This is a genomic window from Leclercia sp. S52, from assembly GCF_039727615.1.
Lineage (GTDB): Bacteria > Pseudomonadota > Gammaproteobacteria > Enterobacterales > Enterobacteriaceae > Enterobacter > Enterobacter adecarboxylatus_B.
Genome location: NZ_CP152474.1, coordinates 3,389,578 through 3,402,405, shown reverse-complemented (window position 1 = coordinate 3,402,405; position 12,828 = coordinate 3,389,578). Strand labels below are relative to the sequence as shown.

General features: G+C 59.6%; 10 protein-coding genes and 1 pseudogene. 9 read left to right on the top strand and 2 right to left on the bottom strand.

All coding sequences use genetic code 11. The annotated features are described in order from the left end of the window. Window positions 1-72 precede the first annotated feature (72 nt). Window positions 73-2,073, bottom strand: coding sequence for a bifunctional tRNA (5-methylaminomethyl-2-thiouridine)(34)-methyltransferase MnmD/FAD-dependent 5-carboxymethylaminomethyl-2-thiouridine(34) oxidoreductase MnmC (gene mnmC, locus AAHB66_RS16335; RefSeq protein WP_347113618.1), 2,001 nt, complete (start codon window positions 2,071-2,073; stop codon window positions 73-75). 158 nt (window positions 2,074-2,231) lie between these two features. Between mnmC and fabB the strand changes: the two genes are divergently transcribed. Next, window positions 2,232-3,449: a beta-ketoacyl-ACP synthase I gene (gene fabB, locus AAHB66_RS16330; RefSeq protein ID WP_347113617.1), complete on the top strand. Its 1,218-nt coding sequence runs from the start codon at window positions 2,232-2,234 to the stop codon at window positions 3,447-3,449. A gap of 67 nt (window positions 3,450-3,516) precedes the next feature. Then, window positions 3,517-4,696 (top strand): annotated as a pseudogene (locus AAHB66_RS16325) (MFS transporter). A gap of 80 nt (window positions 4,697-4,776) precedes the next feature. On the opposite strand, the gene flk reads toward AAHB66_RS16325, so the two are convergent. Next, window positions 4,777-5,781: a flagella biosynthesis regulator Flk gene (gene flk / locus AAHB66_RS16320; protein WP_347113616.1), complete on the bottom strand. Its 1,005-nt coding sequence runs from the start codon at window positions 5,779-5,781 to the stop codon at window positions 4,777-4,779. A gap of 113 nt (window positions 5,782-5,894) precedes the next feature. On the opposite strand from flk, the gene pdxB reads away from it, so the two are divergent. From pdxB to dedD, 7 genes are all read left to right on the top strand, one after another. Then, window positions 5,895-7,031, top strand: coding sequence for a 4-phosphoerythronate dehydrogenase PdxB (gene pdxB, locus AAHB66_RS16315; RefSeq protein WP_347113615.1), 1,137 nt, complete (start codon window positions 5,895-5,897; stop codon window positions 7,029-7,031). Between the two features lie 67 nt (window positions 7,032-7,098). Beyond that, a complete protein-coding gene (locus tag AAHB66_RS16310) occupies window positions 7,099-8,112 on the top strand; it encodes an aspartate-semialdehyde dehydrogenase (protein ID WP_347113614.1) in 1,014 nt (337 codons plus the stop codon). After that, a complete protein-coding gene (gene truA / locus AAHB66_RS16305; RefSeq protein ID WP_347113613.1) occupies window positions 8,112-8,924 on the top strand; it encodes a tRNA pseudouridine(38-40) synthase TruA in 813 nt (270 codons plus the stop codon). The genes AAHB66_RS16310 and truA overlap by 1 nt, the downstream gene beginning before the upstream one ends. 27 nt (window positions 8,925-8,951) lie before the next feature. After that, complete coding sequence (locus AAHB66_RS16300; protein ID WP_347113612.1) at window positions 8,952-9,611, top strand: DedA family protein; 660 nt, start codon at window positions 8,952-8,954, stop codon at window positions 9,609-9,611. A 142-nt stretch (window positions 9,612-9,753) separates the two neighbouring features. After that, window positions 9,754-10,659 carry an acetyl-CoA carboxylase, carboxyltransferase subunit beta gene (gene accD / locus AAHB66_RS16295; RefSeq protein WP_347113611.1) on the top strand — a complete coding sequence of 302 codons (906 nt, stop codon included), beginning with the start codon at window positions 9,754-9,756 and terminating at the stop codon, window positions 10,657-10,659. A gap of 68 nt (window positions 10,660-10,727) precedes the next feature. Beyond that, window positions 10,728-11,996 (top strand): bifunctional tetrahydrofolate synthase/dihydrofolate synthase, encoded by a 1,269-nt coding sequence (gene folC, locus AAHB66_RS16290; protein WP_347113610.1) that lies wholly within the window; start codon window positions 10,728-10,730, stop codon window positions 11,994-11,996. Continuing rightward, window positions 11,986-12,687 carry a cell division protein DedD gene (gene dedD / locus AAHB66_RS16285; protein WP_347113609.1) on the top strand — a complete coding sequence of 234 codons (702 nt, stop codon included), beginning with the start codon at window positions 11,986-11,988 and terminating at the stop codon, window positions 12,685-12,687. The genes folC and dedD overlap by 11 nt, the downstream gene beginning before the upstream one ends. The last annotated feature ends 141 nt before the right edge of the window (window positions 12,688-12,828 follow it).

Sequence of the window (12,828 nt, the reverse complement as noted above, 5' to 3'; positions counted from 1 at the left end):
CCGGTGGCGCTACGCTTACCGGGCCTACGGATTATTCCCTCTCCCCTCTGGGGTGAGGGGCCCAGCCCGCACCTACTTTACCATCTTCCCTTTCAACAACTTCCTCACCCATAACCGGTTCGGATTCAGCGCCGCCAGCGTATGCGCATCCAGCGGGATCGGCTCGTGGCTCATCTGCGCGGCGAGTATTTCCGCCGTCAGCGGTGCCGTACAGAGCCCGCGTGAACCCAGTCCGCCCAGCATAAACAGATTGCGGAATTCCGGGGCACTCACTGCCTGGTCCTGGTTGTTGGCTAAATCCTGATACGCCGCCAGGGTGGCGTCGTAGTCCGGCACCGCTCCGGTCATCGGGAGATGATCGCGGGTGGCGCAGCGAATGCCGTTGCGCGCCTCACCTGCGCTAACGTCAACCTCACGCGCCCATGCAGCCTCGGGTAAACAGTCGATCAACCGCTGGCGGTTGTTCTGCTGATCCTCGTCGCTGTACTGCGGCTCCGTCTGTCCGCGGTGATAGCTTGCCCCGATACAGTGTTGGCCGTTGGTCGGGTTTTGCGGCGTCAGATACCCGTCGTAGCACAGCACCTGGCGCAGCTGGCTCAGCTGCGGGGCCGCCGGGATATGGCTCACCTGACCGCCCACCGGATAGACCGGCAGCGGGGCGGTCTGGCTGAACTGGTTAACGCCATGCCCGTTCGCCAGCACCACGCTGCCGTGCTGCGCGTGCTCGCCCCCGGCGAAGTGCAGCGTCCAGTGCGCGGCGCTCTGCTCCAGAGACATCACCTTACGGCCGTAGTGCACCTGCAGGCCGAGCGTTTGCGCCTCGGCAATCACCGCCGCGGTAAGCTGCGCCGGGCAGAGCCAGCCGCCGAGCGGATACTGGATCCCGCCGCAGCCGGTCGGTACTCCAGTACTCTCTTCCACCTGTTGGGCATTGACCGCCACCGCGATCTGCTCGGGCAGGCCCAGAGCGAGCATATGATCAATTTTCTGCTGGCTCTTCTCATCCCAGCCAAGCTGGGTAACGCCGCACCAGGCGTGATCAAAGGTGACGGGCAGAGCATCGTACAGGCGACGGGCGAAAGTAAACGCCGTCGGGAAAAACTGGCTCAGCGCCGCATCGTGCGCGCTCAGCAGAGGGTAGAGCGCACCCTGGCGATTGCCGGAGGCACCCGCCGCCGGGACGTCGTCGGCGCAGTAGAGCGTCACCTGCCAGCCGCGGCGCAGCAGCGCCAGCGACAGCAGGGCGCTGGCGATCCCGCCGCCCACCACAGCGGTTTCTCGCCCGTCACTGGCGGTGCGGGCAAACCACGGCGTGCGGGCAGGGGAGGGGCGATCCTGCTCCATCACCCCGACGAGCATTTCCCGCTTGCGGCCAAAGCCTTTGGTTTTTTTCATCGTGAAGCCGGCTTCCTGCAGGCCGCGGCGGACAAATCCGGCGCAGGTGAAGGTAGCAAGCGTAGCCCCGGGCCGCGCCAGGCGGGCCATCGCGGCAAACAGCTCCGGGCTCCACATGTCCGGGTTTTTGGCGGGAGCGAAGCCGTCGAGGAACCAGGCGTCAACCTGCTGGTTGAGGGAATCATCCAGTTTGTCAGTGAGTTCGTTGATATCACCCAGCCAGATATCGAGGGTGACGCGCCCGTCGTCCAGCAGCAGGCGATGGCAGCCCGCGATGGGCAATGGCCACTGGGCCTGGAGCTGCTCTGCCCAGGGTGTTAATTCCGGCCAGTGCTGATGCGCCAGACGCAGATCCCCGGCGGCCAGCGGGAATTTCTCAAAACTGATGAAATGTAACCTTTGCAGCGTAGCGTCAGGGTGAGCCGCACGGAAGCGATCGAACGCCTGCCAGAGGGTTAGAAAATTCAACCCGGTGCCAAAACCGCTCTCCGCCACCACGAACAGATCGCGGGGATGCGCCGGAAAACGGGCGTTCAGCTGATTTCCATCAAGGAAAACATAACGTGTCTCTTCCAGTCCGTTATCATTAGAGAAGTAGACGTCATCAAAATCTCGGGAAACAGGTGTACCCTCAGCGTTGAATTCGAGGTTGGCGGGTTGTATGGCGTTTTGTTTCACGTAAGTTACTCGTCTGACAGGCTGTGCCGCGATCTTAGCGATGTGCGTCTGTTGGTGCAAATTTCCGCATAAATTGGCTGATCGGACTTGTTCGGCGTACAAGTGTACGCTATTGTGCGACTCGAAACTTAAAATAGTGCGACTTACAGGGGTATTGAATGAAACGTGCAGTGATTACTGGCTTGGGCATCGTTTCCAGCATCGGTAATAACCAGCAGGAAGTCCTGGCATCTCTGCGTGAAGGACGCTCCGGGATCACCTTCTCTGAAGAGTTTAAAGATTCCGGTATGCGCAGCCACGTCTGGGGTAATGTCAAACTGGACACCACGGGCATGATCGATCGCAAAGTGGTCCGTTTCATGAACGATGCCTCTATCTACGCCTACCTCTCCATGCAGGAAGCGATTGCTGATGCGGGCCTGAGCGAAGAGGTTTACCAGAACAATCCACGCGTGGGTCTGATTGCGGGCTCCGGCGGCTCGTCTAAAGCGCAGGTCTTCGGTGCTGACGCTATGCGTAGCCCGCGCGGCCTGAAAGCGGTGGGTCCATACGTTGTGACCAAAGCGATGGGCTCAGCGGTATCCGCGTGCCTCGCAACCCCGTTCAAAATTCATGGCGTTAACTACTCCATCAGCTCCGCCTGTGCGACTTCCGCTCACTGTATCGGTAACGCGGTAGAGCAGATCCAGCTGGGTAAACAGGACATCGTGTTTGCTGGCGGCGGCGAAGAGCTGGGCTGGGAAATGGCCTGTGAGTTCGACGCGATGGGCGCACTGTCCACCAAATACAACGAAACGCCAGAAAAAGCCTCCCGTACTTACGATGCAAGCCGTGACGGCTTCGTTATCGCAGGCGGCGGCGGTATGGTTGTGGTTGAAGAACTGGAACACGCTCTGGCTCGTGGCGCGCACATCTATGCCGAGATTGTTGGCTACGGCGCAACCTCCGACGGCGCAGACATGGTTGCTCCATCCGGTGAAGGCGCAGTGCGCTGCATGAAGATGGCAATGCACGGCCTGGATACCCCAATCGACTACCTGAACTCCCACGGTACCTCCACTCCGGTAGGCGACGTGAAAGAGCTGGGTGCTATCCGCGAAGTGTTTGGCGACAACAGCCCGGCAATCTCCGCGACCAAAGCTATGACCGGTCACTCTCTGGGTGCGGCTGGCGTGCAGGAAGCGATTTACTCTCTGCTGATGCTGGAACACGGCTTTATCGCCCCAAGCATCAACGTGGAAGAGCTGGACGAGCAGGCTACTGGCCTGAACATCGTTACCGCGCCAACCGAGCGTGAGCTGAACACCGTGATGTCTAACAGCTTCGGTTTCGGCGGCACCAACGCCACGCTGGTAATGCGTAAGCTGAAAGCATAAGCGTTTGAATGTATAGTAGAAGGGAGCCTCTGGCTCCCTTTTTTTATGCCTGAACATGGAGTTATGCATGACGGCTATTACCTCAGACAAAAACGCCTCTTCCGGAAACGTCTCGCTGTTTCGTATCGCCTTTGCGGTATTCCTGACCTATATGACCGTTGGCCTGCCGCTGCCGGTGATCCCGCTGTTTGTTCACCAGGAGCTGGGCTATGGCAACACCATGGTCGGCATCGCCGTGGGTATTCAGTTCTTAGCCACGGTGTTAACCCGCGGCTACGCCGGTCGGCTGGCGGATCAGCACGGTGCAAAACGTTCAGCGCTGCAGGGCATGTTCGCCTGCGGTCTGGCGGGCGGCGCATGGTTACTGGCCGCGCTGCTGCCGGTGGACGCGGCCTGGAAATTTGCGCTGCTGGTGGTGGGACGCTTAATTCTCGGTTTTGGTGAAAGCCAGCTTCTGACCGGCACCCTGACCTGGGGGATGGGGCTGGTGGGGCCCGCGCGTTCCGGCAAGGTGATGTCCTGGAACGGAATGGCCATCTATGGCGCGCTGGCCGCTGGCGCACCGCTGGGCCTGCTAATTAACAGTCAGTTTGGCTTTGCGGCACTGGCCGCGACCACCATGGCCCTGCCGCTGCTGGCATGGGCATTTAACGGCACGGTGCGTAAAGTGCCGGCCCATAAAGGCGAACGTCCCTCCCTGTGGAGCGTCGTGGGGCAAATCTGGCAGCCGGGCCTGGGCCTTGCCCTGCAGGGGGTAGGCTTTGCGGTGATTGGTACCTTCGTCTCGCTCTACTTTATGAGCCGTGGCTGGGCGATGGCAGGGTTTACGCTCACCGCCTTTGGCGGCGCGTTTGTCCTGATGCGGGTGCTGTTCGGCTGGATGCCGGATCGTTATGGTGGCGTGAAGGTGGCGGTGGCGTCGCTGGTGATTGAGACCATTGGCCTTGTGCTGCTCTGGCAGGCCCCAAACGCGCCGGTGGCGCTGCTGGGCGCAGCCCTCACCGGCTGCGGCTGTTCGCTGATCTTCCCGGCACTCGGTGTCGAGGTCGTTAAACGCGTTGCTCCGCAGGTGCGCGGCACGGCGCTGGGCGGTTATGCCGCGTTTCAGGATATCTCCTACGGGGTCACCGCGCCGCTGGCAGGGCTGGTAGCCACTTCGTTCGGCTATCCGTCGGTGTTCCTGGCGGGGGGCGGTTTCTGCGGTGGTGGGAATAGTGGTGACGTTAGTGGCGTTTCGCCGGGGTTAGCTTTTGCCCGGTGGCGCTACGCTTACCGGGCCTACAAGGACCGTAGGCCGGGTAAGGCGAAGCCGCCACCCGGCAAAACATCACGCGACCAGCCAGAAAAGCGCCAGCGCAATGATTAACGCGATCAACATTACTCCTGGACGGGCAGAGAGCGTTCTGAAGGTTTCCACTACCGGGGCAAACAGCGGGCTGTAGATCGGCTGGATATTGCGCACTTCAATTACGCCAGCTTCACGCTCGGTGCGGCGGGTAAAGATCGCATTAAGCAGATCCTGAACCTGGGCGGTGGTCAGCACCGTCTGCGGCGTCGCCTGCCAGTTCTGGCGGGCATAGTCCTGAATGTTGTCCCACTCCTGCGGCTCCAGCGGCTGTTTCAGCGCCGCCTGCAGGGTATGCAGCGTTGGCGCGCTCTGGGTACTCAGAGTCTGGCGCGCCTGTAGCCAGGTGGCAAGATGGGTAAACTGCCTGGCCGGGATCAACTCTCCCGCCTTCACGCCTGACAGCTCCAGCATCGACTGCCAGATCAGCTTGGTCGGCTCGCCCGTAGCGGCAGCCAGCTTGGTCACCATCTGCTTGAGCGTATTATGTTCAGCAGGCAGCAGCGGGCGTTCGGTGGCCGGACGCTGCTGCGGCTGCGGAATGGCGAGCTGGTTATTCTGCAGCAGCGTCAGCACCGTCTTAAGCTGCTCTGGCGTCAGCTGGTTGAGTGCCGTCTGGCCATACTGCTGGCGAATAAAATCGCTGGCCGCCTGGCGGTTATTCCCCTGGCTTAACAGCTCCGTCAATTGCGAGACCATCTGCCGGGTGGTGTGGTTTTGCTGCGCGGTATTCAGGCGCTGATTCAGGTTTTGCTCTGCAGCAGGGAAGTGGCGCGACAGCATGGGTGCATCGCTCTTCAGGCCCAGATCGTGTTTGACCCCGGCCCACACTTCCGCACTCTGCTGCGACGTCAGGGCAATCAGCCGGGTAATCAGGCGTTCCAGTACGGTGCGCTGCTGTGTGGAGAGGGGCTGTTCGCCTGCGACGTGAGACGGACGCGGGCCGTCACCCGGAGGTTGCGGCGGCGTACCTGAAATGGGCTGCATCGTCAAAAAATCCTTAAAGTCGTTACTCAGCGTAAACCAGGTTACGTATATGCCTGGCGGCCAGATTATGGCACACTTGACCGGTTAACTTCCTCTCAAACAGGTACTCAGACGTGAAAATCCTCGTTGATGAAAATATGCCTTACGCCCGCGAGCTGTTCAGCCGCCTGGGTGAGGTTAAGGCCGTTCCCGGACGCCCGATCCCGCTCGCTGAGCTGGATGATGCCGACGCGCTGATGGTGCGCTCAGTGACCAAAGTGAATGAGGCGCTGTTGTCTGGCAAAGCGGTGAAGTTTGTCGGTACGGCAACCGCGGGAACCGATCATGTGGATGACGCGTGGCTGAAGCAGGCGGGGATCGGTTTTTCCGCCGCGCCGGGCTGTAACGCCATCGCGGTCGTGGAGTATGTTTTCTCTTCCCTGCTGATGCTGGCCGAGCGTGACGGCTTTACCCTGGCCGATCGCACCGTCGGTATTGTCGGGGTCGGGAACGTGGGCGGTCGCCTGCAAAAGCGCCTGGAGGCGTTAGGCATCCGCACGCTGCTGTGCGATCCCCCGCGTGCCGACCGTGGCGATGAGGGCCATTTCCGCAGCCTGGACGAGCTGGTGGCAGAATGTGACGTCCTCACCTTCCATACTCCGCTGTTTAAAGACGGTCCTTATAAATCCCTGCATCTGGCCGATGAGGCACTGATTAGCCGCCTGAAGCCGGGCACTATTCTGATCAATGCCTGTCGTGGCCCGGTGGTGGACAACGCCGCGCTGCTGAAGCGTCTGGACGCCGGTCAGGATCTCAGCGTGGTGCTGGACGTCTGGGAGCCGGAGCCGGATCTTAACGTGGCTCTGCTGGATAAGGTGGACGTTGGGACCGCACACATCGCGGGCTACACCCTGGAAGGCAAAGCGCGCGGCACCACCCAGGTGTTTGAGGCCTACAGCACCTTTATTGGCAAATCGCAGCAGGTGGCGCTGGACACCCTGCTGCCGACGCCGGAATTTGGCCGTATAACCCTGCATGGCCCGCTGGATCAGGCAACGCTGAAAAGGCTGGTGCATTTAGTGTATGATGTGCGCCGCGATGACGCGCTGCTGCGAAAAGTAGCGGGTATGCCGGGTGAATTCGACAAGCTGCGCAAGCACTATGTGGAGCGCCGCGAATGGTCTTCCCTGTATGTGATGTGTGATGACGCTGCGGCGGCATCACTGCTGCACAAGCTGGGCTTCAACGCCACTCATCATCCGGTTCGTTAATGTCTTCTTAATGCTCCCTGGCGGATAACCCGCCGGGGACGCTTTTTTATTTCTGGAGTAAACCACCATGTCTGAAGGCTGGAACATTGCCATACTGGGCGCAACGGGCGCCGTGGGCGAAGCCCTGCTCGAAACCCTTGCCGAGCGTCAGTTCCCGGTGGGGGAGATCTTTGCCCTGGCGCGTAATGAGAGCGCAGGTGAGCATCTGCGTTATGAGGGCAAATCGGTACGCGTTCAGGACGCGGCTGAATTCGACTGGACCCAGGCGCAGCTGGCCTTTTTCGTCGCCGGTGCTGAAGCCTCCGCAACTTATATCGAAGAGGCCACCAACGCAGGCTGTCTGGTGATTGATTCAAGCGGCCTGTTCGCCCTTGAGCCGGACGTGCCGCTGGTAGTGCCGGACGTCAACCCGTTCGTGCTGGCCGACTACCGCAACCGTAACCTGATTGCCGTCCCGGACAGCCTGACCAGCCAGCTGCTGACCGCCCTGAAACCGCTGATCGATGATGGCGGCTTATCCCGTATCACCGTCACCAGCCTGCTGTCGGCCTCCGCTCACGGTAAAAAAGCGGTGGATGCGCTGGCCGGGCAGAGCGCCAAGCTGCTGAACGGTATTCCGGTGGATGAAGAGGACTTCTTTGGCCGTCAGCTGGCCTTCAACATGCTGCCGCTGCTGCCGGATCGCGAAGGCAGCGTGCGTGAAGAGCGCCAGCTTGTCGATCAGGTCCGCAAGATCCTGCAGGATGAGGGACTGATGATCTCCGCCAACTGCGTGCAGTCGCCGGTGTTTTACGGTCACGCCCAGATGGTGAGCTTCGAAGCCATGCGCCCTCTGGCGGCGGAAGAGGCGCGCGACGCCTTTGGCCGCGGCGAGGACATTGAGCTGTCTGAAGAGAGCGAATTCCCGACCCAGGTCGGTGACGCAACGGGCAACGCCCGCCTCTCCATCGGCTGCGTACGCAACGATTACGGCATGCCGGAGCAGATCCAGTTCTGGTCGGTTGCCGATAACGTTCGTTTTGGCGGCGCGCTGATGGCGGTGAAAATCGCCGAGAAACTGGTGCAGGAGTATCTGTACTGATGTCAGAAGTGGAACAAAAGCCGGTCCATAGAATTGCCCTCGGGATTGAGTACGATGGCAGTAAATATTATGGCTGGCAGCGTCAGAACGAGGTGCGCAGCGTCCAGGAAAAACTGGAGAAAGCGCTCTCTCAGGTGGCGAATGAGCCCATCAATGTCCTGTGCGCGGGGCGTACCGACGCCGGTGTCCACGGTACGGGGCAGGTGGTTCACTTTGAAACTACCGCGGTGCGTAAAGACGCGGCCTGGACGCTGGGGGTAAATGCGAATTTGCCTGGTGACATCGCCGTGCGTTGGGTCAAAACTGTGCCGGATGATTTTCACGCGCGCTTCAGCGCCACCGCGCGCCGCTACCGCTATATCATCTATAACCAGCGTCTGCGTCCGGCCGTGTTAGGCCAGGGCGTAACGCATTTTTACGAGCCTCTGGATGCCGATCGCATGCATCGTGCGGCGCAGGCGCTGATTGGCGAAAACGACTTTACCTCGTTTCGCGCGGTACAGTGCCAGTCGCGTACCCCGTGGCGCAACGTGATGCACATTAACGTCAGCCGTTATGGGGCGTATGTGGTGGTGGATATCAAGGCCAACGCCTTTGTACATCATATGGTGCGGAATATTGTTGGCAGCCTGATGGAAGTGGGCGCCGGACACCAGCCGGAGAGCTGGATTGCAGAGTTGCTGGCAGCAAAGGACAGAACCCTGGCAGCAGCAACGGCGAAAGCGGAAGGGCTGTATCTGGTCTCGGTCGATTACCCGGATCGTTTTGACCTTCCGAAACCGCCAATGGGCCCGCTGTTTTTAGCGGACTGATAGCCGTGCAATAAAGGTTTAGACAATATGGATTTTATTCGCTTTGTTATTGATTTCATTCTGCATATTGATGTTCACCTGGCAGAGCTGGTCGCTGATTATGGCGTCTGGGTCTATGCCATTCTGTTCCTGATCCTGTTTTGTGAAACCGGACTGGTCGTCACCCCGTTCTTACCGGGTGATTCGCTGCTGTTCGTGGCGGGGGCGCTGGCCTCTCTGGAAACCAACGACATCAACGTTCACCTGATGGTGGTTCTGATGCTTATCGCCGCGATCCTTGGCGATGCGGTGAACTACACTATAGGGCGGCTGTTTGGCGATCGGTTATTCAGTAATCCGGACTCGAAGATTTTCCGTCGCAGCTATCTTGATAAAACCCATGCGTTTTATGAGAAACACGGCGGTAAAACCATTATTCTCGCCCGCTTTGTGCCGATCGTCAGAACCTTTGCCCCCTTTGTTGCGGGGATGGGTCATATGTCGTACCGTCAGTTCGCGCTCTATAACGTTACGGGTGCGCTGCTGTGGGTACTCAGCTTTACCTACGCGGGCTATTTCTTCGGGACCATTCCTATGATTCAGGAAAACCTCAAGTTACTGATCGTAGGGATTATTGTGGTCTCCATTCTGCCGGGTGTAATCGAAATTATTCGTCACCGGCGCGCGGCGGCAAAACAAGCAAAATAAAAGCACGACTGCGGTTCGACCACTTTTTTATCCAAAGTTTCGGGCTGTTATGTTTTAATGTGCAACATTCATGGTCTGTCGGGGGCAAAAATGGCATTATGCGCCCCTTGCAGCAAACCTGGTTCAGGCAGAAAGGTTATCAATGAGCTGGATTGAACGAATTAAAAGTAATATCACCCCAACCCGCAAAGCGAGTATTCCTGAAGGGGTGTGGACCAAATGTGACAGCTGTGGCCAGGTCCTGTACCGCGCCGAGCTGGAGCGTAATCTGGAAGTTTGTCCGAAGTGCGATCACCACATGCGTATGTCGGCGCGTAACCGCCTGCATAGCCTGCTGGATGAAGGTTCTCTGGTTGAACTGGGCAGCGAGCTTGAGCCGAAAGATGTGCTGAAGTTCCGCGACTCCAAGAAATACAAAGACCGTCTGGCCTCTGCACAGAAAGAGACCGGCGAGAAAGACGCCATGGTGGTGATGAAAGGCACCCTGCACGAGATGCCGGTTGTCGCAGCGGCGTTTGAGTTCTCCTTTATGGGCGGCTCAATGGGTTCCGTGGTTGGCGCGCGCTTTGTGCGTGCGGTTGAGCAGGCGCTGGAAGACAACTGTCCGCTGATCTGCTTCTCCGCCTCCGGTGGTGCCCGTATGCAGGAAGCGCTGATGTCGCTGATGCAGATGGCAAAAACCTCCGCAGCGTTGGCGAAAATGCAGGAGCGCGGTCTGCCGTACATCTCCGTACTGACCGACCCGACCATGGGCGGCGTATCGGCGAGCTTCGCGATGCTGGGCGATCTGAACATCGCTGAACCGAAAGCGCTGATCGGCTTTGCCGGCCCGCGCGTTATCGAACAAACGGTACGTGAGAAACTGCCGCCGGGCTTCCAGCGCAGTGAGTTCCTTATCGAGAAAGGCGCTATCGACATGATCGTTCGCCGTCCGGAGATGCGCCTGAAACTGGCCAGCATCCTGGCGAAGCTGATGAATCTGCCGTCGCCGAGCCCGGATGAGCCGCGCGAAGGCGTGGTGGTACCGGATCAGGAACCCGAGGCCTGATAACTGAAAAGGGCAGGGCCAATGGCGCTGCCCTTTTGCTTTCTAACCGTAACTGAAAAGCGCGCAACATGGAAAATATCACTCTTCCCCAAGCCACGTCGCCTCTGGCCGCGTGGCTTTCTTATCTGGAAAACCTGCACAGTAAAGCCATCGACATGGGACTTGAGCGCGTCAGCCAGGTAGCGGCGCGCCTTGACGTTCTGAAACCGGCTCCCTTTGTCTTCACCGTCGCGGGCACCAATGGCAAAGGCACCACCTGCCGCACGCTGGAGTCCATGCTGATGGCGGCGGGCTACAAAGTGGGCGTCTACAGCTCACCGCATCTGGTGCGCTACACCGAGCGCGTGCGGGTGCAAAACGCCGAGTTAGCCGAATCGGCACACACTGCCTCCTTCGCAGAAATCGAAGCCGCGCGCGGCGACACGTCGCTGACCTATTTTGAATATGGCACGCTGTCGGCGCTGTGGCTGTTTAAGCAGGCGCAGCTGGACGTGGTGATCCTCGAGGTCGGGTTAGGCGGGCGTCTGGACGCTACCAATATCGTGGATCCGGACGTGGCGGTGGTGACCAGCATCGCGCTGGATCATACCGACTGGCTGGGGCCCGATCGTGAAAGCATTGGCCGTGAAAAAGCCGGTATTTTCCGCGCGGGGAAACCGGCGATTGTCGGTGAGCCTGAGATGCCGCACACCATCGCTGACGTGGCCCAGGAGAAAGGGGCGCTGTTGCAGCGTCGCGACGTCGACTGGCGCTACAGCGTGACACAGAGCGACTGGCGTTTTGAAGATGCCAGAGGCGCGCTGGAAAACCTGCCGCTGCCGCAGGTGCCGCAGCCGAACGCCGCAACGGCATTGGCCGCACTGCGTGCCAGCGGTCTGGCGGTGAACGAGCAGGCCATCCGCGATGGCATTCAGCAGGCGATCCTCGCCGGGCGTTTCCAGATTGTGAGCGAATCGCCGCGTCTGATTCTGGATGTGGCGCACAACCCTCATGCCGCAGCCTGGCTCGCCGGACGTCTCAAAACATTGCCAAAAACCGGGCGCGTGCTGGCGGTTATCGGTATGCTTCATGATAAAGATATTGGCGGCACGCTGGCCTGCATGGAGAGTGTGGTCGATAGCTGGTATTGTGCACCTCTGGAAGGCCCGCGCGGGGCAACGGCCGAACAGCTGATGGAACACCTCGGGCAGGGCCAGACTTTTGCCAGCGTAGAGCAGGCGTGGCGCGCGGCAATGGCGGATGCCAGACCAGAAGATACCGTGCTGGTGTGTGGATCCTTCCACACGGTGGCACATGTCATGGACGTAATGGATGCGGGGAGAACCGGTGGCAAGTAAGTTTCAGAACCGTTTAGCAGGCACCATTGTGCTGGTGGCGCTGGGGGTGATTATCCTCCCCGGGCTGCTTGATGGACAGAAAAAGCATTATCAGGATGAGTTTGCGGCGATCCCGCTGGTACCGAAACCGGGCGACCGGGATGAGCCGGACATGCTGCCGGCGGCGACGCAGGCACTGCCTGCTCAACCGCCTGAAGGAGCGGCGGAAGAGGTGCGGGCGGGCGATGCCGCAGCACCATCCTTAGATCCGTCGCGTCTGGCGGCCGGTAACAATAACGAACTGGATTCGGCACCGGTCGAGCAGTATGCGCCGAAACCGGTGCAGAAACCGAAGCCGGTTGAGAAACCGCAGCCGAAACCGCAGCGCGATAACACCAGCCAGCAGCTGGCGGCGGCTACGGAAACCCCACCGGCCAAACCGGCAGCAGAAGAGAAACCGGTCCCGACCGGTAAAGCCTACGTTGTGCAGCTCGGCGCGTTGAAAAATGCCGACAAGGTCAACGAGGTGGTGGCCAAACTGCGGGGCGCGGGGTATCGCGTTTACACTTCACCTTCCACGCCAGTACAGGGTAAAATCACCCGTATTCTCGTCGGCCCGGATGCATCGAGAGATAAGCTGAAGGGGTCGCTTGGGGAGCTGAATCAACTCTCCGGTCTGAGCGGCGTGGTGATGAACTACAGCGTGAACTGAGTTTTTCTCTGATTAAAAAACAGGCGCAGCAGATTGCCTGAGAAGGTAACCCGCCTGGGGCGCTGAATATTTTTTCAGCGCTTTTTTTATTTACGCGCGGGAAGGAAATCCCTACGCAAACGTTTTCTTTTTCTGTTAGAA

What these genes read in the sequence shown, in the direction of transcription:
- folC (WP_347113610.1), top strand. Translation starts at nt 10,728, where the DNA reads ATGGAAAATATCACTCTTCCCCAAGCCACGTCGCCTCTGGCCGCGTGG.
- AAHB66_RS16300 (WP_347113612.1), top strand. Translation starts at nt 8,952, where the DNA reads ATGGATTTTATTCGCTTTGTTATTGATTTCATTCTGCATATTGATGTT.
- fabB (WP_347113617.1), top strand. Translation starts at nt 2,232, where the DNA reads ATGAAACGTGCAGTGATTACTGGCTTGGGCATCGTTTCCAGCATCGGT.
- truA (WP_347113613.1), top strand. Translation starts at nt 8,112, where the DNA reads ATGTCAGAAGTGGAACAAAAGCCGGTCCATAGAATTGCCCTCGGGATT.
- accD (WP_347113611.1), top strand. Translation starts at nt 9,754, where the DNA reads ATGAGCTGGATTGAACGAATTAAAAGTAATATCACCCCAACCCGCAAA.
- AAHB66_RS16310 (WP_347113614.1), top strand. Translation starts at nt 7,099, where the DNA reads ATGTCTGAAGGCTGGAACATTGCCATACTGGGCGCAACGGGCGCCGTG.
- flk (WP_347113616.1), bottom strand. Translation starts at nt 5,781, where the DNA reads ATGCAGCCCATTTCAGGTACGCCGCCGCAACCTCCGGGTGACGGCCCG.